Source organism: Pseudomonas frederiksbergensis (assembly GCF_017114915.1).
GTDB classification, from domain to species: Bacteria; Pseudomonadota; Gammaproteobacteria; order Pseudomonadales; family Pseudomonadaceae; genus Aquipseudomonas; species Aquipseudomonas frederiksbergensis_I.
The window spans coordinates 78,264-101,270 of record NZ_JAAUOE010000002.1 but is presented as its reverse complement, the minus strand read 5'-3'; the positions used below and the strand labels follow the sequence as shown (position 1 = coordinate 101,270).

Below are 23,007 nucleotides of genomic sequence, written 5' to 3'. Positions count from 1 at the left end.
GCTCACCGTGCTGGCACTTTAACTGGCCGTTGGTTTTTTGATCTGTTTTCGGCGAGGGTTGCTCGTGATTGTTAGTCCCTGTAATGCACCAAAATTGTCTGCCAAACGGTTTCGAAACGCACTGGTAGCGGGCTCTGCACTGCTCTGCCTGTTCAGCGCCGGCCAGCTTTGGGCATTCAATCTGGATGACGTATCGGTCAAGGCAAAAGAGCTGGCCGGGCAGAAGTACGAAGCCCCACGCAGTAACCTGCCGAACGAATTTCGTGAGATGAAATTCGCGGATTATCAAAAAATTCGCTTCCTCACCGAAAAAGCCGAATGGGCGAACCAGAAAACCCCGTTCAAGCTGTCGTTCTATCACCAGGGCATGCACTTCGATACGCCGGTGAAAATCAACGAAATCACGGCCAATACCGTCCAGGAAATCAAATACGACCCCAGTCGTTTCGATTTTGGCGACGTGAAGTTCGATCCTAAAGCCACCGAACAGCTGGGTTATGCCGGTTTCCGTGTGCTGTACCCGATCAACAAGGCCGACAAACAAGACGAAATCATGACCATGCTGGGCGCGAGCTACTTCCGCGTCATCGGCAAGGGGCACACCTATGGCTTGTCCGCTCGCGGCATGGCCATCGATACCGCCTTGCCGTCCGGCGAAGAGTTCCCGCGTTTCACCGAGTTCTGGATTCAACAGCCGAAACCGGGCGACAAGCATCTGGTGATCTTTGCCCTGCTGGATTCGCCACGCGCCACCGGCGCCTATCGCCTGACCCTGCGTCCGGGCAGCGACACGGTCGTCGACGTCAAGGCCAGGATGTTCCTGCGCGACAAGGTCACCAAACTCGGCGTTGCACCGCTGACCAGCATGTTCCTGTTCGGCGCCAACCAACCGTCGAAAGTGCTGAACTACCGTCGCGAACTGCACGACTCCAACGGTCTGTCGATCCATGCCGGCAACGGCGAATGGATCTGGCGTCCGCTGAACAACCCGAAACACCTGGCCGTGAGCAACTTCTCGATCGAGAACCCGCGCGGTTTCGGCTTGCTGCAGCGTGGTCGTGACTTCAGCCACTACGAAGACCTCGACGACCGCTACGACAAGCGCCCAAGTGCCTGGATCGAGCCCAAAGGCGACTGGGGCAAGGGCTCCGTCGATCTGGTGGAGATTCCTACCGCCGACGAAACCAACGACAATATCGTGGCTTTCTGGAGCCCGGAAAAACTGCCGGAGCCTGGCCAGTCCCTGGACGTTGCCTATCGCATGCACTGGACCATCGACGAAGCTTCCCTGCATTCGCCGGACAGCGCCTGGGTCCAGCAGACCCTGCGTTCCACCGGTGACGTGAAGCAGTCGAACCTGATTCGTCAGCCGGACGGCAGCGTGGCCTACCTGGTGGATTTCCAAGGCCCGTCCCTGCAAGACTTGCCGGAAAATGCCGAAGTGCGCAGCCAGGTGAGCGTTGGCGACAACGCGGAACTGGTCGAGAACAGCGTCCGTTATAACCCTGAAACCAAGGGCTGGCGCCTGACCCTGCGGATGAAGATCAAGGATCCGAACAAGTCCACCGAGATGCGTGCGGCCCTGGTCAAGACCATCACGCCAGTCGAGGCGCTCAAGAACGCGGCGCCAGCGTCCAGTTCTTCCGTTGCCAAGGCCGACAAGATCGCCGCCAAACAGCAGGAGAAGAAGGACAAGGAAGCCAAACAAGCTGAAGCACACGCCCAGCAAGTCAAGGACACCAAGGACAAGGACAACAAAGACGCCAAGCAGCCTGTCGCTGCCGAAGCGGCCCCAGTCACACCGGAATCGGCACCGACTGAACAAGTCCTGACCGAGACCTGGAGCTATCAGTTGCCCGCCGATGAGTAATTCACACGTACAGCCACAAACGCTTGCCGAGTACCTGGCGCATTTGCCGATGAGCGACGAGCAGCGCGCGGAACTCGCGGGCTGCAAGTCTTTCAGTGAACTGCACGAACGTCTGTCGTCCTCGACGTTCGACGCACCGACCGAGGCCGCCCAGGCGTCGGTCGGGCGGCGCCTGACCCTGAACACCGCCGAAGAACTGGCGGACGCGCAAATGCTGGGGCTCGATGCCAGTGGTCGGGTTTGCCTCAAGGCAACCCCGCCGATCCGTCGGACCAAAGTCGTGCCGGAGCCATGGCGCACCAATATTCTGGTGCGTGGCTGGCGCCGGCTGACCGGTCGCACCAATCCGCCGAAACCGCCCAAAGACGAGAACGTGCTGCCGGCGGCTCGCTGGCGCACCGTCGGTTCGATCCGCCGTTACATTCTGCTGGTGCTGATGCTCGGTCAGACCATCGTCGCCGGCTGGTACATGAAGGGCATCATGCCGTACCAAGGCTGGTCGTTCGTCGATCTTGAAGAGGTCCTGCACCAGCCGCTGCTGCAAACCGCGGCCCAGGTGCTGCCTTATGCATTGCAAACCAGCATCCTGATTCTGTTCGGAATTCTGTTCTGCTGGGTGTCGGCCGGTTTCTGGACCGCGCTGATGGGCTTCCTCGAGTTGATCACCGGCCGTGACAAGTACCGCATTTCCGGCGCCAGCGCCGGCAACGAGCCGATCGCCAAGGACGCACGCACCGCATTGGTGATGCCGATCTGCAACGAAGACGTGCCGCGGGTGTTCGCCGGTTTGCGGGCGACCTTCGAGTCGGTTGCAGCCTCGGGTAACCTCGATCGCTTCGACTTTTTCGTGCTCAGCGACAGTAACGACGCCGACATCTGCGTCGCCGAACAGCAGGCCTGGCTGGACGTTTGCCGCGAAGCCAAGGGTTTCGGCAAGATCTTCTACCGCCGTCGTCGCCGCCGCGTAAAACGTAAAAGCGGCAACCTCGACGACTTCTGCCGTCGTTGGGGCGGTGACTACAAGTACATGGTCGTGCTCGACGCCGACAGCGTGATGAGCGGCGAATGCCTGAGCAGTCTGGTACGCCTGATGGAAGCCACGCCGGACGCCGGGATCATCCAGACCGCGCCGCGTGCGTCGGGCATGGACACGCTTTATGCACGTATGCAGCAGTTCGCCACGCGTGTGTATGGTCCGCTGTTCACCGCCGGTCTGCACTTCTGGCAGTTGGGCGAATCCCACTACTGGGGCCACAACGCGATCATCCGCATGAAGCCGTTCATCGAGCACTGCGCCCTGGCGCCGTTGCCTGGTAAAGGCGCGTTCGCCGGTGCGATTCTGTCCCACGACTTCGTTGAAGCCGCGCTGATGCGCCGTGCCGGCTGGGGCGTGTGGATTGCCTACGACTTGCCGGGCAGCTATGAAGAATTGCCGCCGAACCTGCTGGACGAACTCAAGCGTGACCGTCGCTGGTGTCACGGCAACCTGATGAACTTCCGCCTGTTCCTGGTAAAAGGCATGCACCCGGTACACCGTGCGGTGTTCCTGACGGGTGTGATGTCTTACCTGTCGGCGCCGTTGTGGTTCTTCTTCCTCGTGCTGTCGACAGCCTTGCTGGCGACCAACACGCTGATGGAGCCGCAGTACTTCCTGGAACCGCGTCAGCTCTATCCGTTGTGGCCACAATGGCACCCGGACAAGGCCATTGCGTTGTTCTCGACGACCATTGTGCTGCTGTTCCTGCCGAAGTTGCTGAGCATCATCCTGATCTGGGCCAAGGGCGCGAAAGAGTTCGGTGGCAAGTTCAAGGTGACGCTGTCGATGCTGCTGGAGATGTTGTTCTCCATGCTGCTGGCGCCGGTGCGGATGATTTTCCATACCCGTTTCGTACTCGCCGCGTTCCTCGGCTGGGCCGCGACCTGGAACTCGCCGCAACGTGACGACGACTCCACGCCGTGGAGCGAAGCGGTCAAGCGCCACGGTCCGCAAACCTTGCTGGGCTTCTTCTGGGCGCTGTTGGTGATCTGGCTGAACCCGAGCTTCCTCTGGTGGCTGGTGCCGATCGTCGGTTCGCTGATCCTGTCGATCCCGGTATCGGTGATCTCCAGCCGTGTGGGTCTGGGCCTCAAGTCCCGTGACGAAAGCCTGTTCCTGATTCCTGAGGAATACGCGCCGCCACAGGAGTTGCTGGCGACCGATCAGTACACCCACGAAAACCGTTGGCATGCACTGAACGACGGTTTCATCCGCTCGGTGGTCGATCCCCAGCAGAACGCGTTGGCGTGCGCGCTGGCGACGTCCCGTCACCGTCAGGCCGAGCCGATCGAGTGGCTGCGCATCGAGCGGGTTCGCCATGCGATGAAGGCCGGCCCTGCCGGGCTGACCAACAACGAACGCGTGGCCCTGCTGAGTGATCCGGTGGCCCTGGGTCGCTTGCATGAGCAGATCTGGAACGAAGGCCATGCCGAGTGGCTGCAAGCCTGGCGCACATCGGTGGATGCCGATCCCCATGCGCCGCTGTTGCCGCTCAAGCCGCTGAGCGTGCAGCCTCAGTTGGCATAAATGAAAAACCCCGCGAAAGCGGGGTTTTTTGTGCTGTTGATCGTCCCCACGCTCTGCGTGGGAATGCAGCCCGGGACGCTCCGCGTCCCCTTCAGAGCCGAACGCGGAGCGTCCGTTGAGGCATTCCCACGCAGAGCGTGGGAACGATCAAGCGATCAAACAAATCCCGCCCAACCCCTTGTGCAAACGGCCGAGTACGTTAGCATCCGTCCCCGAATGGGTGCGCCCGGACAATTTTCTGTTCGTATCTGCCGGTTTCCAAAGGGAAAACCGCAGTTTGCGTGCCTCACAACGCGATGGTTTGGGGACTTGATGATGAAGAAGTATCTTTCGATGCTGCTGGTCGGCGTCACGGCACTGATTGCAGTCAACGCGGCGCAGGCCGGTGCCATCGATGACGCGGTCAAGCGCGGCACGTTGAAAGTCGGCATGGACCCGACCTACATGCCGTTTGAAATGACCAACAAGCGTGGCGAGATCATCGGCTTCGAAGTCGACATCCTCAAAGCCATGGCCAAGGCCATGGGCGTCAAACTGGAAATGGTTTCTACCGGCTACGACGGCATCATTCCGGCCCTGCTGACCGACAAGTTCGACATGATCGGCAGCGGCATGACCCTGACCCAGGAGCGCAACCTGCGCCTGAACTTCAGCGAACCCTTCATCGTGGTCGGCCAGACACTGCTGATCCGCAAGGAGCTGGAAGGCACCATCAAGTCCTATAAAGACCTGAACACCGCCGACTACCGCATCACCTCCAAGCTCGGCACTACCGGCGAGATGGTCGCCAAAAAACTCATCTCCAAAGCCAAGTACCACGGCTACGACAACGAGCAGGAAGCCGTGCTCGACGTGGTCAACGGCAAGGCCGACGCCTTTATCTACGACGCCCCTTACAACGTCGTGGCGCTGAACAAGGTCGGCAACGGCAAACTGGTGTTCCTCGACAAGCCGTTCACCTATGAGCCTCTGGCCTTCGGCCTGAAGAAGGGCGACTACGACAGCCTCAACTTCATCAACAACTTCTTGCACCAGATCCACGAAGACGGCACCTACGATCGCATCCATGACAAGTGGTTCAAGAGCACCGAGTGGCTCAAGGACATGGAATAACACCTCTACTTGATCGTTCCCACGCTCTGCGTGGGAATTCCGCCCGGGACGCTCCGCGTTCCTTCGCAAGCGTGACGCAGAGCGTCCCTGGATGCATTCCTTTGCTGCGCGTGGGAACGAGCGAATCAGAGAAACGTTTAATGAAACAGAAAAAAGCCCAATGGCCCTGGCACGTATTGACCGTGCTGGTGCTGATCGGCCTGGCCGGCGCGCTGTACTACGCCACCTCGCTGATGTCCTACGAATGGCGCTGGAACCGCGTGCCGCAGTACTTCGCCTACCACGCCGAAGAGTCCCAGCGTGCGGCTGACATCTCCACCGTCAGCGAACTGGTGCGCAAGGGCGACAAGGCGCAAGTCACCCTGCGTAATGATGCCGGTGATGAACAGCATCTGACGGTCGACGACAACAGCCTGCAAGTCGCGCAAGGCGATGATGTGGCTGAAGGTGACGTGATTGGTGTGACTCGCCATTGGGCCGCCGGACCGCTGCTATGGGGGCTCTGGACCACATTGTGGCTGTCCATGGTGTCTGGCGTGCTTGGCCTGCTGATCGGCTTGGCCACCGGCCTGTGCCGTCTGTCGAACAACCCGACCCTGCGCGACCTTTCGACGATCTACGTGGAGCTAGTGCGCGGCACGCCACTGCTGGTGCAGATTTTCATTTTCTACTTCTTCATCGGCACCGTGATGAACCTCTCCCGGGAGTTCGCCGGGATCGCCGCGCTGTCGCTGTTCACCGGTGCCTACGTGGCCGAGATCATCCGGTCCGGCGTGCAGTCCATTGCCCGCGGCCAGAATGAAGCGGCGCGTTCCCTGGGTTTGAGCGCTGGCCAGTCGATGCGCCACGTGGTGCTGCCGCAAGCGTTCAAACGCGTGCTGCCGCCGCTGGCCGGGCAGTTCATCAGCCTGGTCAAGGACACCTCGCTGGTGTCGGTGATTGCCATCACCGAGCTGCTCAAAAGCGGTCGCGAAGTCATCACCACCTCGTTCTCGCCGTTCGAAATCCTGTTCTGCGTGGCCGGGTTGTACCTGTTGATCAACCTGCCGCTGTCGAAAATCGCCAGCCGGCTTGAGCGGAGGCTCGCGCAAAGTGATTGAAGTCCGCGATCTGGTAAAAGTCTACGACACCCGCGGCCATGTCGTTCGCGCGGTGGATAACGTCTCCACGCAAGTGGCGAAAGGCGAAGTGCTGGTGGTGATCGGCCCGTCCGGCTCCGGCAAATCGACCTTTCTGCGCTGCTTGAATGGCCTGGAAACGTTCGACTCCGGCTCGGTGAGCATCGACGGTCTGCAACTGGCCGACCCGAAAACCGACGTCAACGCCTACCGCCGCGAAGTCGGGATGGTGTTCCAGCATTTCAACCTGTTCCCGCACATGACCGTGCTGGACAACCTTTGTCTGGCCCAGAAGGTCGTGCGCAAGCGTGGCAAGAAGGAGCGCGAGGCCAAGGCCATGGCGTTGCTGGAGAAGGTTGGTATCGCCCAGAAAGCCCTCGAGTTTCCGTCGCGTCTGTCAGGCGGTCAGCAACAGCGCGTGGCCATCGCCCGGGCATTGGCGATGGAGCCGAAGGTCATGCTGTTCGATGAGCCGACGTCGGCGCTCGATCCGGAAATGGTCGGCGAAGTGCTGGATGTGATGAAAACCCTGGCCGTGGAAGGCATGACCATGGTCTGTGTCACCCACGAAATGGGCTTCGCCCGGGAAGTGGCGGATCGGGTGCTGTTTTTCGATCACGGCAAATTGCTGGAAGACGCCTCGCCGGCCGAGTTCTTCGATGCGCCGAAGGATCCGCGGGCGCAGGCGTTTTTGCGCCAGGTTCTCTAGCCAATGATGTGATCGTTCCCACGCTCTGCGTGGGAATGCATCCTGTGACGCTCTGCGTCACGCTTGAGAAGGGACGCAGAGCGTCCCGGGCGGCATTCCCACGCAGAGCGTGGGAACGATCAGCCCGGCCGATTAAACCTTGAACCGTCCCACCAGCATCTGCAGATGCGTCCCCAGGCGCGCCAGCTCCACGCTGGAGGCCGCGGTCTCTTCACTCGCAGCCGAGGTCTGCTCAGACACGTCTCGTACGTTCAGCACGCTGCGGTTGATCTCTTCGGCCACCGCGCTCTGTTGCTCGGCAGCAGCGGCGATCTGCTGGTTCATCGACTGGATCGCCGACACGGTGCGGGTGATGCTTTCCAATGAGCCACCGGCACGGCGGGTCAGTTCGACGCTGCTGTCGGTCAGGCTGCGGCTGTTGTCCATGATGGTCGCGACTTGCTGAGTGCCGCTTTGCAGGCCGACGATCAGCTCTTCGATTTCTTCGGTGGACTTCTGGGTGCGCTGGGCCAGGCTGCGGACTTCGTCGGCGACTACCGCAAAACCACGCCCGGCCTCACCGGCGCGGGCGGCTTCGATGGCGGCGTTGAGCGCCAGCAGGTTGGTTTGCTGGGCCACGGATTTGATCACGTCGAGCACGCTGCCGATCTTGTCGCTCTCGCGCTTCAGATCGCCCATGGCGGCCGTGGAGTTACCGACTTCGAGGGCCAGGCGCTCGATCTGGACGATGGCCTCGCCGACCACCTTGTCACCCTCGCGGGCCTGCTGGTCGGCGGCGACGGCGGCTTCGGACGCTTCCTCGGCATTGCGCGCGACTTCCTGCACGGTGGCGGTCATTTCGTGCATGGCGGTGGCCACCTGATCGGTTTCGACCTTCTGACTGTTGACCCCGGCGCTGGTTTGCTCGGTGACGGCGGACAGTTGTTCAGCGGCGCTGGCGATTTGCGTGACGCCATCGCTGATGCCGCCAATCAGTTCCCGCAGGCCCAGGGTCATGCTCTGCATGGCGCGCTGTAGCTGGCCCAGTTCGTCCTGACGTTCGGAGATCAGGTTGTGGCTCAGGTCACCCGCGGCGACACGCTCGGCCACTTTGAGGGTCTGGCTCAGGGGAATGACGATCTGGCGGGTGATGGCCCAGGCTGCGAACAAACCGAAAGCCGACGCCAGGACGGTGGCCATCAGCAGCAGGTTTTTGGCGTGCGCCGTATCGGCGTCACGCACGGCGGTTTGCGACGTGGTGAGCTTTTTGCTGACGTCCAACAGAATGTCGCCTTGGGCGATCATGCGTTTGGAGGCGGCGGCGCTGGCGACCTGGGAGTCGCGGAACTGGCTGACGGCCGCACGATAGGCTTTGAGCGAGTCGGTCGCCTGTTGCAGGTTGGCGATGTGCTGTTCCGGCAGTCTGGACGGCAGGCTCTCGAGGTTTTTCAGAGCATTGTCGATGGCGTCCAGCGCCGGCTGCTCGGCCTCGGGCTTGCCGCTGTAGGTGTAGCCGCGCACCTGAAAACGCGCTTGCTGGATCAGTTTGCTCAAGTCGATCACGCTGTTGAACTGAGCGACGCTGTCGCCTTGCAGCAGTGATTTTTCGACTTCAGCGACGCGGGCCACGGCGTTATCGGCGGTGGCACCCAGTTTGCTGCGAGCGTCTTCGCGAGCGGCGGTGGCCTGAGTCAGGTCGGCGAAGGCGCGTTTGTACTCGCTGACGGCGGCCAATTGCTGGTCGATCAATACCACATCGCCAGGTTGTTCGATCAGCGTGCGAGCGGTTTTCAGACCGCTATCGAGTTGGCCGATCAACTCATTGACGGCGCCCGGGCCTTGTTCGCCACGGCGCATGACATAGTCCAGACGGGCCAGGCGCAGGTCTTTGGTCAGCTCATTGAGGCTGGAAATGAACCCGAGGGTGTCGCCACGGCTGATCACGCTGCTCAGGCCGGTCCAGCCGGTGAAGGTGATCAACAAGGTCAGAAGCAGCACCAGACCGAAGCCGACACCCAGTTTGCGGTTGACGCTTACGTTCCCCAGTTTCTCGGCCAGCCATCGGTACATGCTGCAACTCCCCTCGGACCATTAATCGGTTTTATGGGGACTGTATCGGCAGGCAGACGGGATTCTGTAGGCGTTGTGGGCATAGACCTCACGGTGAACGCGTTCCCTGTAGCAGCTGGCGCAGCCTGCGTTCGGCTGCGAAGCAGTCGTTAAACAGTTACACACGACCAACCTGAAAGACCGCTGTGCCGGATTTTACGACTGCTTCGCAGCCGAACGCAGGCTGCGCCAGCTGCTACAACGAGTGTGCAGTCAGAACAGGCGCGAAAGCAGCGCGGTCACGGCGGTTTCGACCCGCAGGATGCGCTCGCCAAGCTGCACCGGCTGCAAGCCGGCCTTGGCCAGCAGGTCGATTTCGTAGGGAATCCAGCCGCCTTCAGGGCCGATGGCCAGGGTCACCGGTTCGTCCAGGCCTCGGGGACAGGGCGGGTAATTGCCGGGATGGCCGACGAGGCCGAGTGTGCCTTCGGTGATCGCCGGCAGGTGGTCTTCGACAAAAGGTTTGAAGCGCTTCTCGATGACCACCTCCGGCAGCACGCTATCCCTGGCTTGTTCAAGACCCAGAATCAACTGCTCGCGAATCGCCTCAGGTTCCAGGAACGGGGTTTGCCAGAAGCTCTTCTCGACGCGATAGCTGTTCACCAGCACGATTCGCGGCACACCCATGGCGGCCACGGTCTGGAACACCCGACGGAGCATTTTCGGTCGTGGCAGGGCCAGTACCAGGGTCAATGGCAGCTTGGCCGGTGGCGGCTGGTCGAGGGTGACGCGCAACTCGGCTTCGTCGGCATCCAGACGCAGTACTTCGGCTGCACCCATCAGCCCGCCAATACGCCCGACGCGCATGCTGTCACCCACTTCACAGCGGTGAACTTCCTGCATATGAGTCAACCGGCGATCGCGCAGGATCGCCCGGTCGGCCGCAATGAAGTCAGCCTCTTCTAGGAGCAGCAGGTTCACGCTTGAGTCGCTGGTGGCTGGTCGTTGTGGTCGTCAGCCGGCTGGTCGTCCGGATGCTCGCCGCGCTTGCTGATCAGGCTGCCGAACAGGATGCCGATCTCGAACAGCAACCACATCGGTACGGCCAGCAGCGTCTGCGAGAAAATGTCCGGAGGGGTCAGGATCATGCCGACCACGAAGCAGCCGATGATCACGTACGGGCGAATTTTCTTCAGGTAGGCGACGTTGACTACGCCGATCCACACCAGCAGCACCACGGCCACCGGGATTTCGAACGCCACGCCGAAGGCGAAGAACAGCGTCATGACGAAATCGAGGTAGCTGGTGATGTCGGTCATCATTTCCACGCCGGCCGGGGTGGCGGCGGCGAAGAATTTGAAGATCAGCGGGAACACCAGGAAATAAGCGAAGGCCATGCCGGTGTAGAACAGCAGGATGCTGGAGACCAGCAACGGCATTGCGATGCGCTTCTCATGCTTGTACAGGCCTGGCGCGATGAAGCCCCAGATTTGGTGCAGGATCACCGGGATCGCCAGGAACAGCGAGACCATCATGGTCAGCTTCAGCGGCGTCAGGAACGGCGACGACACGTCGGTGGCGATCATCGTCGCGCCAGCCGGCAGGTACTGGCGCAGCGGCGTGGAGACGAAGGTGTAGATCTGCTGGGTGAAGGCGAACAACCCGGCAAAGATGATGAACACCGCCGCTACACAGCGCAGCAGGCGGGTGCGCAACTCGGTGAGGTGCGAAACCAGCGGCATGTGCTGGTCGTTTTCGGGGAGATCGCTCATGGGGCTCGCGGCGGCAATGTTGGGTCATGAGGGGCGGAAGCCATCGGCGCCGCCGCAGGAGGAACAGGTTCTACTGGCGTCGCCGGTGCAGGTTCTGCGGATGCAACCGCTGGCGTAGCGTCAGCCGTTGGCGCATGGATAGTCGGTGTCGCCACAGGCTCCACCGGAGTTGGCTCCTGCTGAGTCGGCGTGAAAATCTTCCGCGCCTCCTGCTCCAGGGACAGAATGTGCTCGTTGTGCAGTTGCCGGCGAATCTCGTCGGCACCGATTTCCCGTTCAACTTCCTGTTTGATCGCGTTGAAGCTGCGCTTCAGCCGCCCGACCCACAGGCCGGCGGTGCGCGCAGCACCCGGCAGGCGCTCAGGGCCCAGCACCAGCAGGGCGACGAGGCCGACGAGCAGCAGTTCAGAGAAGCTGATACCAAACATTAGTCAGTGCTCACGAGTCTTTGCGGATCGGCTCTTCGACTTTTTGCGCCTGCACGTCGATGGTGTGCGGCGGGTTCACCGACGTTGTGGCCTGTGGCTGGGCTGGCGGAACCGGTTGGGCCGGAGTCGCTGTCGGGTCGGCCGGTTTTTCGTCGTCGTTCATGGCCTTGCGAAAGCCCTTGATCGACTCGCCCACATCAGTGCCGAGGTTTTTCAGTTTCTTGGTGCCGAACACCAGCACCACGACAATCAGGATGACGACCCAGTGTTTCCAGTCAAAAATGCCCATGCTGCGTTCCTCTCTAATAGTTGTTCAGGCGGACGGGCGAGAGGCTTTCTCGGCGTGTCCGGACAGACCGAAGCGACGGTCCAGTTCATCGAGCACAGCCTGTGGATGCTGCCCCAGTTGGGCGAGCATGACCATGCTGTGGAACCACAAATCGGCGGTCTCGTAGATCACATCGCTGCAGTCGCCGCTGATGGCGGCATCCTTGGCGGCAATGATGGTTTCGACCGACTCTTCGCCGACTTTTTCCAGAATCTTGTTCAAGCCCTTGTGGTACAGGCTGGCGACATACGAGCTGTCGGCGGCGGCGCCTTTGCGCTCTTCCAGCACCTGGGCCAGACGGGTCAGAGTGTCAGTCATGGGTATGTCCTGCGGAGTAGATGGCGTGCGGGTCTTTCAGAACCGGGTCGACGGTTTTCCAGTCGCCGTTCTCGAAGACACGGTAGAAGCAGCTCTGACGGCCGGTATGGCAGGCGATGTCGCCGATTTGCTCGACCATCAGGATGATCACGTCGGCGTCACAGTCCAGGCGCATCTCATGCAGGGTTTGCACGTGGCCGGACTCTTCACCCTTGCGCCACAGCTTGCCACGGGAACGTGACCAGTAAATGGCACGGTTCTCGGCGGCGGTCAATTGCAGTGCTTCGCGGTTCATCCAGGCCATCATCAGGACGCGTCCGGTCTTGTGATCCTGGGCAATCGCCGGCACCAGGCCATCGGTGTCCCACTTGATCTCGTCCAGCCAGTTTTTCATCTTCGACTCCGACAGCGGACCCTACTTCAATAGTTGAGGCCAACGTTCAATTCAGCGTTGAAACAGTGTGCCAGCGTGTGGCGCGACTGGCTATCGGCGAACGACCAGATACAGGCCGACCGCCACCATGATTCCGGCGGGCCAATGCCCCAGTTCGTGCAACGGGCCACCGGCCGCGAGTATCGTGCCGCCGGCCAGGTGAGCGGTACCGAGCAGGCGCAGGAACAAATCGTCCTTGCGCCTGTGCCACGGGGGTGTCGGGTCGTTGGCGTGGGGTTGGGACACGCGCTCGAGCAGGTCGCGGGCCATGTTGGCCAGGTGCGGGAGCTGCTCGAACTGACTCTGCACGTTGCCGATCAAGGCTTTGGGGCTGACGCGCTCGCGCATCCAGCGTTCGAGGAACGGCTGGGCGGTGTTCCACAGATCGAGGTCCGGGTACAACTGACGACCCAGGCCCTCGATGTTCAACAGGGTTTTTTGCAGCAAGACCAACTGCGGCTGCACTTCCATGTTGAAGCGGCGGGCGGTCTGGAACAGGCGCATCAGCACCTGACCGAAGGAAATATCTTTTAACGGTTTTTCGAAGATTGGCTCGCACACCGTGCGGATCGCCGCTTCGAATTCGTTGAGTTTGGTTTCCGCCGGCACCCAGCCCGAATCGATGTGCAGCTGCGCGACACGCCGGTAGTCACGCTTGAAGAACGCGAACAGGTTGCGCGCCAGATAGTCCTGGTCTTGCGGGGTCAGGCTGCCGACGATGCCACAGTCGATGGCGATGTACTGCGGGCTCCAGGGCTGCACGGTGCTGACGAAGATGTTGCCGGGGTGCATGTCGGCGTGGAAGAAGCTGTCGCGGAACACCTGGGTGAAGAAGATCTCCACGCCACGCTCGGCGAGCATTTTCATGTCGGTGCGCTGGTCGGCCAGGGTCGCGAGGTCGGTGACCTGAATCCCGTAGATGCGCTCCATCACCAGTACTTTCGGCCGGCACCAGTCCCAATAGACTTGCGGCACGTAGAGCAGCGGCGAACCGTCGAAGTTACGCTTCAACTGGCTGGCGTTGGCGGCCTCGCGCAGCAGATCGAGTTCGTCGTAGATGGTTTTTTCGTAGTCGCTGACCACGTCCACCGGGTGCAGCAAACGGGCGTCGGCCGAGAGCTTTTCCGCGGCGCGGGCCAGAATGAACAGCCACGCCAGGTCCTGGGCAATGACCGGTTTCAGACCGGGGCGGATCACCTTGACCACCACTTCTTCACCGGTTTTCAGCTGCGCGGCATGCACCTGCGCCACCGAGGCCGAGGCCAGCGGTTCGACGTCGAAACGGGAGAAGACTTCACTGATCTTTTTGCCAAGCTGCTCTTCGATCAACCGGACCGACACTTGCGAGTCGAACGGCGGCACGCGGTCCTGCAACATCATCAGTTCATCGGCGATGTCTTCGGGCAGCAGGTCGCGGCGCGTCGAGAGAATCTGGCCGAACTTGATGAAAATCGGCCCCAGGTCCTGCAACGCCAGGCGCAATCGCGCGCCACGGCTCAGGTCCAGGGGTTTGCGCGGGAACCAGCGCCACGGCAAGGCATAGCGCAGCGCCAGCAGAAACCAGGGCAACGGCAGGGCGAACAGCAGGTCATCGAGGCGGTAGCGGATCACGACGCGCTGGATGCGCAACAAACGGCGGACGGCAAGCAGCTTCATGCGTTATCGCTTGGGTCGAGGGATCGGGAAAGGCGCTCGAAACGCGCCTCGAGTCGTTCCAGATCGAGCTTGATCTGGTCCAGTTCACTGAAACGGGCTTCGGCTTCGCGCTGACCGACGAGGGTGCGCGATTCTTCGGCCAGGTACTCGCCCAGGTTCTGGTTGAGGCTGGCGAACCCTTGCTGATACCAGCGTGCGCGGCTGCGCAGGTGACCGCCGACCAGTTGCGTGGCCACCGGTCCCAGCCAGCGTGAGAGTTCGTACTCCCAGTCCAGCTCAAGGTCCTGAAGGATCGCCGCCAGCTCCAGCAGCACGCCGCTGTCGCCGTCGAGTTCGACTTGCGGGGCATGCAGCACCGAAGTCTTGTCCTTGCTCGTCGCCAGTTTCAGCAGGCTTGAGGCCGGTCCACGCAAGGTGCAATCGGCACCGGTTTCCCAGTGGGACGCCAGCATCAGGCCTTCATCGCTGGGCAGGATGAACACTTGCATCGCCGGGCTGCGGCAGTCGACGGCAATCACCTTGCCGCTCAAATGCGCCAGCCGCGGCAGCGCCGTGCTGTCGAGACGCAGCACCCGGTTCAGACCGAGTTCAACGCTGGCGAGCAGGCCGGCCAGCAACATCAGGGCTTGATGCCGCGGTGCAGGGCGACGATGCCTGCGGTCATGTTGTGGTAGGTCACGCGGTCGAAACCGGCCTCGACCATCATCGACTTCAGGGTTTCCTGGTTCGGGTGCATGCGGATCGATTCGGCCAGGTAGCGATAGCTTTCCGAATCATTGGTGATCAGCTTGCCCATCAACGGCATGAAGGCGAACGAATAGGCGTCGTAGGCTTTGGACATCAGGGCGTTGGTCGGCTTGGAGAACTCCAGCACCAGCAGACGACCGCCGGGCTTGAGCACGCGCAGCATCGAGCGCAGGGCGTCTTCTTTATGCGTCACGTTGCGCAGGCCGAAAGCGATGGTCACGCAGTCGAAGTGGTTGTCCGGGAACGGCAGTTTTTCAGCGTCGGCCTGGACGAACTCGACGTTGCCGGACACACCCAGGTCCAGCAGGCGGTCACGACCGACCTTGAGCATGGATTCGTTGATGTCGGCCAACACGACCTGACCGGTAGGTCCCACAAGATGCGAGAATTTGCGGGTCAGGTCGCCAGTGCCGCCGGCGATGTCCAGCACGCGGTTGCCGGAGCGCACGCCCGACAGTTCGATCGCGAAACGCTTCCACAGACGGTGCATGCCGCCCGACAGGAGGTCGTTCATCAAGTCGTACTTGGCGGCTACCGAGTGGAAAACCTCAGCGACTTTTTCCGCTTTCTGGCTTTCCGGAACGTTTTTGAAGCCGAAGTGAGTGGTGGGTTCGGCATCGCTGCCTTTGCGCTGATCAGTCATATCGCTGTCACCAAAAGAGAATGCGCGACATTCTAATCCCGGTGGCCTGCTTTGTCTTGGCAAGGCTGAAGGTAAGATAGAGAGAAATCGGGGCGTTTTGACGCAGCTACGGTCAAGATGCTTCAGGAAGTATTCATAAAGCAGGAGTCATTCGATGGCCCATATTAGTGTTGAGCGTGCCCACGGCCTGGGTAAGGAAGCGGCGCGCGAGAAGGCCGACAAGTTGGCGCAGAAGCTGTCCGATCAATATGGCCTGGAGCCGCAGTGGTCCGGTGACACCCTGAACCTCAAACGTTCTGGTGTGAAAGGCGCGGTGCATGTGGGCGAGGACTCGATCAGGGTCGATGTCGAACTGGGCCTGTTGATGTCCGCCATGAGCGGCACCATCAAGTCGGAAATTGAAAGAGCCCTCGACAAAGCCCTCGCGTGATTCTCCAAAGATCGCAGCCTTCGGCAGCTCCTACATCGAAATGTGTACATCCGGAGCTGCCGAAGGCTGCGATCTTTTCCCGGAGGCACCACCGATTTGTGTCATTTGTTAGGGTGCCGTTTCTAATTATTCTCACTACTTTGTGCCTGAGCCCGACACTTTCGCGGGCAGTTCCTCAACCCTTCTGCGCGTGAGGTGCACCATGGCCAAAGTTGTTTTGAAGAAAAAAGTCGACGTTGAGACCAACACGCTGAGCGACGTCAAATCGTATGCCCGCAAGATCTGGCTGGCAGGCCTGGGTGCTTACACCAAGGTCGGTCAAGAAGGCAGCGAGTACGTTCAAGAGTTGATCAAGGCTGGTCAAGCTGTTGAAAAGAAAGGCAAAAAAGTAGTTGTGGAGAAACTTGAAGCGGCTAATGCCGAGATCGATGAAGCCAAGAGTGAAGTGAGTACTTTCAAAGGCAAAGTTGAACTTCAACTCGACAAAGTCGAGAAGGCTTTCGATACGCGTATCGCAAGTGCCTTGAATCGTATCGGCATTCCGTCTAAACATGACGTGGAGACACTCTCTGCTAAGCTCGATGAGCTGACGGCATTGCTCGAACGTGTCGCGCGTAAATCTTAAGGAGAACGGGATGGCTGGCAAAAAGAATACTGAAAAAGAAGGCAGCTCGTGGATCGGGAAGGTCGAAGACTACTCCCGCAAGATCTGGCTGGCTGGTTTAGGCGTGTACTCGAAGATTGACACTGACGGCAGCAAACTCTTCGATGCATTGGTCAAGGACGGCGAGAAAGCCGAGAAGCTCACCAAGAGCGCTGTCGAAAAGAAAGTCGATGCCGCCAAGGACTCCGCTTCGTCGGCCAAATCGCGCATCAGCGGTGTGAAAGATCGCGCACTGGGCAAGTGGGATGAGCTGGAAGGGGCTTTCGACAAGCGCCTGAACAGCGCCATTTCGCGCCTGGGTGTGCCGAGCCGCAATGAAGTCAAGGCACTGCACAGCAAGGTCGATACCCTGACCAAGCAAATCGAAAAACTCACCGGCGCCAAGGTTGCACCTGTTGCGGCGAAAACCGCGGCGGCCAAACCGGCGGCCAAAAGTGCTGCCAAACCGTTGGCCAAAGCTGCCGCTAAACCGGCAGCCAAAACTGCCGCGGCGAAACCTGCAGCCAAGGCGGCCGCTAAACCAGCTGCCAAACCAGCTGCCAAACCAGCTGCCAAACCTGCAGCTAAAACCGCAGCGGCCAAACCCGTTGTTGCGAAGAAGCCGGCAGTGAAAAAACCGGCAGCCCCGAAAGCGGCCGCCCCAAAACCGGCAGTGGCTGCCGCCAAACCGGCAACCCCGGTCAGTCCGGCGAACTCCGCCGCTGCGCCGACCCCTGCTGTAACCCCGACTGTCGCACCGGTTCCATCGGCGCCAACCAGTCAGTCCTGATGATCGTTCCCACGCTCCGCGTGGGAATGCCTCACCGGACGCTCCGCGTCCAATGCGGCAGTGACGCAGAGCGTCACCGGCTGCATTCCCACGCGGAGCATGGGAACGATCACGCCCGGCCTGCAAAGGTCGGGCGTTTTTGTTTGAGGGTTGAAAAGATCGTCCGAAAGCGGCCCGAGCGTTCGGACGATCTTTTGATCTTAATGCTCTTCCAGATACTGCAACGCCAACCGCTCGGTCGCGACTTTAATCGGTGGCAGCAAGTGCGGCGCCACCAGCATCATGATCTGATACACCACCAGTCGCACTTCACCCTCACGGTCGAGAATCCGTTGATAGTCCAGCGAGAACAGCAACGTCATGGTGATTTGTTCCACCAGTTGCCCCAGTGCCTGGGTGTCACTGACCAACTGACCTTGAGCCTTCAACTGCGCCAGCAATGAAGCCAGTGTGCGCTTCAGCGCATTGAGCAGGTTGCGGATCCCCTTGGCCAGTTTCGGCAGGCGGCCGGCAAGGTTAGACAGGTCCTGGAACAGAAACCGGTAGTGGGCCAGGCGTTCGACGATCAGATGCAGGAACAGCCAGTAATCTTCGGGCGCCAACTCCACGTCGGACGGTGGATCGAGTAATGGCGTCAGTTCGGCCTGGAAGCGCTCGAACAGCCCGAGAATCAGGGGTTCCTTGCCGTGGAAGTGGTAGTAGAGGTTACCCGGGCTGATGCCCATTTCGTTGGCCACCTCCATGGTGGACACGTTCGGTTCACCCTTTTGATTGAACAACTGCAGGGCACATTCGAGAATCCGGTCGCGGGTTTTCATCCAGTCTTCTTAATGGTCGAGTCATGCCACGGCCATTGGCGGCCGTGGTTCGTTGAACGTCAGCGCACGCGCACGTAAGTACCGGGTGCCGCCTCCATCGGTGGATAGTTCTGGTTGCCGAGGGTCATCCGGGTCTCGTGTTGTGCGCCGGAGCGTTCCTGAATCCAGCCCAGCCATTGCGTCCACCAACTGCCGTCGACGCGTTTGGCGTCGTAGTACCAGGCCCTCGGATCACTGCTCAGTTTCGGATTCTCGACATAGTTGGCTTTCGAATTGTGGGGCGGATTGAGAATGCTCTGCACATGACCGCTGCTGGACAGCACGAAGCGTCGCTCGCCACCCAGCAGCAAGGTCGAGCGATACACCGCATCCCAGGGAGTGATGTGATCATTCATGCCGGCCACGCTGAAACTGTCGACGGTGACTTTCTGCAGGTCGATCGGTGTGCCGCATACTTCCAACCCACCCGGATGACTCAGTGGGTTGTGCTTGAAGAAATCCAGCAGGTCGCCATGAAACGCTGCCGGCAGGCGCGTGTTGTCATTGTTCCAGTAGAGGATGTCGAACGCCGGTGGCTCCTTGCCCAGCAGGTAGTTATTGATGAAGTAATTCCAGATCAAATCGTTGGGGCGCATCCAGGCAAAAACCCTGGCCATGTCGCGACCTTCCAGGACGCCTTTCTGATACGAGCGGCGCTTGGCCGCTTCCAGCGTCTGCTCGTCGGCGAAGAGGGTGGCCGGGCTGTCGATCTGACTGTCGAGCAGGCTGACCAGGTAGGTCGCGCTGGACACCCGCCGCAGCTGCCGCTTGGCCTGCAAGTGCCCTTGCAGTGCGGCGATGGTCAACCCGCCGGCACAGGCGCCCATCAGGTTGACCTCGCGAGCGCCGGTGATCGCGCGGCACACATTCATCGCTTCTTCGGCGGCTTCGACATAAGACGACAGCCCCCATTCGCGATGACGCACATCGGGATTGCGCCAGCTGATCACGAAAGTTTGCAAGCCGTTTTTAAGGGCGAACTGGACGAAGCTGTTGCTGGGGCTCAAGTCGAAAATGTAGAACTTGTTGATCTGTGGCGGCACGATCAGCAACGGCTTGGAATACTGCTTTTCGCTCATCGGCTTGTACTGGATCAGCTCCAGCAACTCATTGCGAAACACCACGGAGCCGGTGGTGGTGGCGACCGTTTTGCCCACCTCGAACGCTTGCTTGGTGACTTGTCTGGGCAGGCCGTCGTTGTGCAACAGGTCGTCGAGCAGATGGCCGATACCCCGCACCAGGCTGCTTCCGCCAGAGTTGAAAATCTCCTTGATCGCCAGCGGATTGAGCAGGGTGTTGGACGGCGCCACGGCGTCGTTGATCAAGGCAAAGGCAAAGTGGGCACGGGCACGATCGTCCGGACTCATGTTGCTATCGTCGATCCAGTTCTTGATCTCTTTCTGCCAACTCAGATAGGCCTGCAAACTGCGGCGATAAAAAGGATTGAGGCTCCACGTCGGGTCGGCAAAGCGACTGTCCTGCGGGTTGATTGGGTGCAGGGTTTCACCCAGCAGGACGCGGCCCAACTGGCCGCCCAGCTTCAAGGCATGCCGGGCCGTGTACACCGGATTGCGCAGGCCGTGGGTGGCCAGGCTGCGCAAGGTCGACAACAGGTCCCGGCCGCGCAGACCGGTCACCGCATTCTGTGCGTTGATGAATGCAGCGGGAGTGGGCAGAGCGCCCTTCGCTGGTTTGTCGCGCATGACTTAACACTCCTTCGTCATCAGGCCAAAAACAAACACCCCGAAACAGAACACCATAGACGTTGTTGCGGGTTGTTGCGCGGCACGGCGTCCTGCCAACCCCTTTTCATGAACAAAAGCCGGGGCCGGTCAACCGCCCGATGGCGCCGGGTGCGGATGCATCACTGCCCGCTGACGTTCCTCCTCGAGAAACTTCATGATGATCGGTGCCACCGCTTCGGCCCGGGTAATCAAGAACAGATGCCCGTCGTCGATGATGTGCAGTTGGGCATTGGGAATTCGCCAGGCCAGCATGCGCATATTGATCAACGGGATCAGTGGGTCGTCGTCGCCCGCCAGCACCAGGGTCGGCTGGTGGATCTTGTGCAGCCAGTGAATGCTGGTCCAGCCGAACCCGGCGAACAGCTGCCAGTAGTAGCCCAGTTTGCCTGCCGAGCGAACTCGCGCGGCGTGACTGGCCGCCAGGGTCGGATCGCGACGGAACGAGCCTCCATAGATCATCGGCGCAATGCGAATCACATGGGACGGCTGGATGTAGCGCCGTGGGCTGGCCATCATCCATAGCACTTTCGGCTTGCCCGGAACCATCACGGTGCCGGCCGCCGTGGCCGCCAGCACCAGCTTCTTGCAGCGCTCGGGATAGTCATGGGCGAACTGCTGCGCCAGCGCGCCACCCCATGACACGCCGATCACATTGACCTGCCCGTAATCGAGATAGTCGAGCATTCGCGCCGTCAGTTTCGCCAGGCCCGAAAAGCGGTACGGCCGGTTGGGCGTCGATGAGCCGCCGACACCGGGTACGTCGAAGGCGATGACTTCCAGGTCCGGATCCAGCGCCTGGACGAACGGAAATATCAGCTCCAGGTTGGCGCCGATACCGTTGAAAATCAGCAAGGGCGTCAAGTGAGGCTTGCCGGGGCGTACCGCGGTGCGCAGGGTCTGGCCATCCAGGTTGACGGTACGAAAGACGAACGGTTGCGGCATGCACGGAGCCCTGTAGGTTTTAAACGCTGATCGGGCCATCCCGGGCCGTCGCAGAATGTTCGAGGTTGGCCTCGAGGGTGATTGATAGAGATCGCGGCGCCTCCCGGCACCGCGGACTGCGAGTTACTTGCAGCTCAACGCTCATGCACATAAGTGCCTGGCGACGCTTCTCCCGCGGGATAGGCCTTGTTGCCAAGGTGGGCGGGGGACTTCTTCAGTTTGCCCGAGCGCTCGGCCTGCCACGCCTGCCAATGCAGCCACCAGGAGTCGGTGTGCTTGGTGGAGTTTTCCATCCAGTCCTCGGCTTTGACCGGCATGTCGGTGCTGGTCATGTAGCGCGCTTTCGGATTGCCCGGTGGGTTCAGAATGCTCTGGATATGTCCGCTGCTGGACAGCACGAACTCGACCTTGCCACCGAACAGCTGCGCGGATTTGTAGCAGGACTTCCACGGGGTGATGTGATCGTTGGTGCCGGCCAGGGAAAAGATGTCGGCGGTCACCTTTTTCAGGTCGATCGGTGTACCGCACACTTCCAGTGCGTCAGGACGGGTCAGTGGGTTGTTTTTGAACATCTCGATCAGGTCGCCGTGGAACGCCGCCGGCAAGCGAGTGGTGTCGTTGTTCCAGAACAGAATGTCGAAAACCGGTGGCTCGTTGCCCAGCAGGTAGTTGTTGACCCAGTAGTTCCAGATCAGGTCGTTGGGGCGCATCCAGGCGAAGACTTTCGCCATGTCGCGGCCCTCCAGCACCCCGGCCTGGTAGGAGTGACGCTTGGCGGCTTCGAGGGTCTGCTCGTCGACGAACAGGGCCACATCGCTGTCGAGGGTGGTGTCCAGCACGCTGACCAGCAGCGTGAGGGCGTTGACCTTGTTCTCGCCGATCGCTGCGTAGTGGCCCAGCAGAGCGGTGCAGGTGATGCCGCCGGAGCAGGCGCCGAGCATGTTCACGTCTTTGCTGCCGGTGATCGCGGTGACCACGTCGACCGCTTCCTTGAGTGCTTCGATGTAGGTCGACAGACCCCACTCGCGCTGCTCCTTGGTAGGGTTGCGCCAGCTGACGATGAACGTCTGCATGTTGTTGCGCAGGCAGAAGCGCGCCAGGCTCTTGTCCGGGCTCAGGTCGAAAACATAGAACTTGTTGATTTGCGGCGGCACCACCAGCAGAGGGCGTTCATGCACTTGCTCGGTGATCGGCTTGTACTGGATCAGCTCCAGGACGTCGTTGCGAAAGACCACCGCGCCTTCGGTCACGCCCAGGCTCTTGCCGACTTCGAACGCGCCCATGTTGACCTGACTCGGCATGCCGCCGTTGTGGATCAGATCCTTGGCCAGATGGGAGAGGCCGTCGAGCAGGCTTTTGCCGCCGGTTTCGAAGAAGCGTTTGACCGCCGCCGGGTTGGCTGCCGTGTTGGTCGGAGCCATGGCCTCGGTCATGAGGTTGATCACGAAATGCCCGCGAGCGACGTCCTTGGGCGAGAGGTTGCTCTTATCGATCCACGTGTGGAGCTCCTTGCGCCACGCCAGATAAGTTTGCAGATAGCGTTTGTAGAGAGGGTTCTGACTCCAGGCCGGGTCGAGGAAGCGACGGTCATCGCTTTGCGGCTCAAGCTCGGATTTTCCGAACAGCACGTTCTTGAGTTCGATGCCGAAATGGGCGACATGCCTGGCACTGTGAATGGGTTGTCTGATGGCCTGGGTCAGCACCATTCGAGCAGAGCCCAGTAGATCTTTTCTACGCAGTCCAACGACGGGATTCAGCCCCAAGGTATTTTCCGAAGCCTGGAATTTCAGGTCATCGTTTTGCTTGTTACTCATCTACGACGCTCCATTGTCCTGAGACGAGTACCTGAGTCCAGCTGTGTAGTCACACAGCGC

22 protein-coding genes and 1 pseudogene are annotated in these 23,007 nt (G+C 60.5%); 8 read left to right on the top strand and 15 right to left on the bottom strand.

Going from position 1 to position 23,007, the window contains the following annotated elements; genetic code table 11:
- Nucleotides 1-64: 64 nt before the first annotated feature.
- From HCU66_RS01960 to HCU66_RS01940, 5 genes are all read left to right on the top strand, one after another.
- Nucleotides 65-1,870, top strand: coding sequence for a glucan biosynthesis protein (locus HCU66_RS01960; RefSeq protein WP_205886798.1), 1,806 nt, complete (start codon nt 65-67; stop codon nt 1,868-1,870).
- On the top strand, nt 1,863-4,433 hold the full coding sequence (gene mdoH, locus HCU66_RS01955) for a glucans biosynthesis glucosyltransferase MdoH (protein ID WP_205886796.1): 2,571 nt from the start codon (nt 1,863-1,865) through the stop codon (nt 4,431-4,433). Before HCU66_RS01960 ends, mdoH begins: the two co-directional genes overlap by 8 nt.
- A 315-nt stretch (nt 4,434-4,748) precedes the next feature.
- Nucleotides 4,749-5,546 (top strand): transporter substrate-binding domain-containing protein, encoded by a 798-nt coding sequence (locus HCU66_RS01950; protein WP_205886794.1) that lies wholly within the window; start codon nt 4,749-4,751, stop codon nt 5,544-5,546.
- A gap of 140 nt (nt 5,547-5,686) precedes the next feature.
- A complete protein-coding gene (locus tag HCU66_RS01945) occupies nt 5,687-6,646 on the top strand; it encodes an amino acid ABC transporter permease (protein WP_205886792.1) in 960 nt (319 codons plus the stop codon).
- Complete coding sequence (locus HCU66_RS01940; RefSeq protein ID WP_205886790.1) at nt 6,639-7,373, top strand: ATP-binding cassette domain-containing protein; 735 nt, start codon at nt 6,639-6,641, stop codon at nt 7,371-7,373. The genes HCU66_RS01945 and HCU66_RS01940 overlap by 8 nt, the downstream gene beginning before the upstream one ends.
- Nucleotides 7,374-7,505: 132 nt before the next feature.
- Here the strand turns inward: HCU66_RS01940 and HCU66_RS27450 are convergent, their stop codons facing one another.
- The 11 genes and pseudogenes from HCU66_RS27450 to ubiE all read right to left on the bottom strand — a co-directional run bounded on the left by HCU66_RS27450 (nt 7,506) and on the right by ubiE (nt 15,726).
- Nucleotides 7,506-8,219 carry a methyl-accepting chemotaxis protein gene (locus HCU66_RS27450; protein WP_420908038.1) on the bottom strand — a complete coding sequence of 238 codons (714 nt, stop codon included), beginning with the start codon at nt 8,217-8,219 and terminating at the stop codon, nt 7,506-7,508.
- 144 nt (nt 8,220-8,363) lie between these two features.
- Nucleotides 8,364-9,422: pseudogene (locus HCU66_RS27445) on the bottom strand (methyl-accepting chemotaxis protein); the annotation flags it as partial.
- Between the two features lie 252 nt (nt 9,423-9,674).
- A complete protein-coding gene (locus HCU66_RS01930) occupies nt 9,675-10,382 on the bottom strand; it encodes a 16S rRNA (uracil(1498)-N(3))-methyltransferase (RefSeq protein ID WP_205886788.1) in 708 nt (235 codons plus the stop codon).
- A complete protein-coding gene (gene tatC, locus HCU66_RS01925) occupies nt 10,379-11,173 on the bottom strand; it encodes a twin-arginine translocase subunit TatC (protein WP_241015325.1) in 795 nt (264 codons plus the stop codon). The genes HCU66_RS01930 and tatC overlap by 4 nt, the downstream gene beginning before the upstream one ends.
- The gene (gene tatB / locus HCU66_RS01920; RefSeq protein WP_205886786.1) at nt 11,170-11,601 is read right to left on the bottom strand and encodes a Sec-independent protein translocase protein TatB; all 432 of its coding nucleotides are present in this window, start codon (nt 11,599-11,601) and stop codon (nt 11,170-11,172) included. The genes tatC and tatB overlap by 4 nt, the downstream gene beginning before the upstream one ends.
- 10 nt (nt 11,602-11,611) lie before the next feature.
- Entirely contained in the window at nt 11,612-11,890 is a 279-nt protein-coding gene (locus tag HCU66_RS01915) for a twin-arginine translocase TatA/TatE family subunit (RefSeq protein WP_205886785.1), read from the bottom strand.
- A gap of 24 nt (nt 11,891-11,914) precedes the next feature.
- Nucleotides 11,915-12,247: a phosphoribosyl-ATP diphosphatase gene (locus HCU66_RS01910; RefSeq protein ID WP_150802271.1), complete on the bottom strand. Its 333-nt coding sequence runs from the start codon at nt 12,245-12,247 to the stop codon at nt 11,915-11,917.
- Entirely contained in the window at nt 12,240-12,641 is a 402-nt protein-coding gene (gene hisI / locus HCU66_RS01905; protein ID WP_205886783.1) for a phosphoribosyl-AMP cyclohydrolase, read from the bottom strand. Before hisI ends, HCU66_RS01910 begins: the two co-directional genes overlap by 8 nt.
- A gap of 90 nt (nt 12,642-12,731) precedes the next feature.
- Entirely contained in the window at nt 12,732-14,336 is a 1,605-nt protein-coding gene (ubiB, locus tag HCU66_RS01900) for a ubiquinone biosynthesis regulatory protein kinase UbiB (protein WP_205886782.1), read from the bottom strand.
- Entirely contained in the window at nt 14,333-14,956 is a 624-nt protein-coding gene (locus HCU66_RS01895) for a ubiquinone biosynthesis accessory factor UbiJ (protein WP_205886780.1), read from the bottom strand. The genes ubiB and HCU66_RS01895 overlap by 4 nt, the downstream gene beginning before the upstream one ends.
- Nucleotides 14,956-15,726, bottom strand: a complete 771-nt coding sequence (gene ubiE / locus HCU66_RS01890) for a bifunctional demethylmenaquinone methyltransferase/2-methoxy-6-polyprenyl-1,4-benzoquinol methylase UbiE (protein WP_205886779.1) — start codon at nt 15,724-15,726, stop codon at nt 14,956-14,958. Before ubiE ends, HCU66_RS01895 begins: the two co-directional genes overlap by 1 nt.
- Nucleotides 15,727-15,880: 154 nt before the next feature.
- On the opposite strand from ubiE, the gene HCU66_RS01885 reads away from it, so the two are divergent.
- From HCU66_RS01885 to HCU66_RS01875, 3 genes are all read left to right on the top strand, one after another.
- On the top strand, nt 15,881-16,156 hold the full coding sequence (locus tag HCU66_RS01885) for a polyhydroxyalkanoic acid system family protein (RefSeq protein ID WP_018929158.1): 276 nt from the start codon (nt 15,881-15,883) through the stop codon (nt 16,154-16,156).
- Nucleotides 16,157-16,358: 202 nt separating this feature from the next.
- Entirely contained in the window at nt 16,359-16,781 is a 423-nt protein-coding gene (locus tag HCU66_RS01880) for a phasin family protein (protein ID WP_205886777.1), read from the top strand.
- Nucleotides 16,782-16,791: 10 nt separating this feature from the next.
- Nucleotides 16,792-17,589 carry a phasin family protein gene (locus HCU66_RS01875; RefSeq protein WP_205886776.1) on the top strand — a complete coding sequence of 266 codons (798 nt, stop codon included), beginning with the start codon at nt 16,792-16,794 and terminating at the stop codon, nt 17,587-17,589.
- A 200-nt stretch (nt 17,590-17,789) separates the two neighbouring features.
- On the opposite strand, the gene HCU66_RS01870 is transcribed toward HCU66_RS01875, so the two are convergent.
- The 4 genes from HCU66_RS01870 to phaC (HCU66_RS01855) form a co-directional block, all read right to left on the bottom strand.
- Nucleotides 17,790-18,407: a TetR/AcrR family transcriptional regulator gene (locus HCU66_RS01870; RefSeq protein WP_205886775.1), complete on the bottom strand. Its 618-nt coding sequence runs from the start codon at nt 18,405-18,407 to the stop codon at nt 17,790-17,792.
- Nucleotides 18,408-18,466: 59 nt separating this feature from the next.
- Nucleotides 18,467-20,149 carry a class II poly(R)-hydroxyalkanoic acid synthase gene (phaC, locus tag HCU66_RS01865; protein ID WP_205886773.1) on the bottom strand — a complete coding sequence of 561 codons (1,683 nt, stop codon included), beginning with the start codon at nt 20,147-20,149 and terminating at the stop codon, nt 18,467-18,469.
- A gap of 129 nt (nt 20,150-20,278) precedes the next feature.
- A complete protein-coding gene (gene phaZ / locus HCU66_RS01860) occupies nt 20,279-21,133 on the bottom strand; it encodes a poly(3-hydroxyalkanoate) depolymerase (protein WP_205886771.1) in 855 nt (284 codons plus the stop codon).
- Nucleotides 21,134-21,267: 134 nt separating this feature from the next.
- On the bottom strand, nt 21,268-22,947 hold the full coding sequence (gene phaC / locus HCU66_RS01855; protein ID WP_205886769.1) for a class II poly(R)-hydroxyalkanoic acid synthase: 1,680 nt from the start codon (nt 22,945-22,947) through the stop codon (nt 21,268-21,270).
- Nucleotides 22,948-23,007 lie beyond the last annotated feature (60 nt).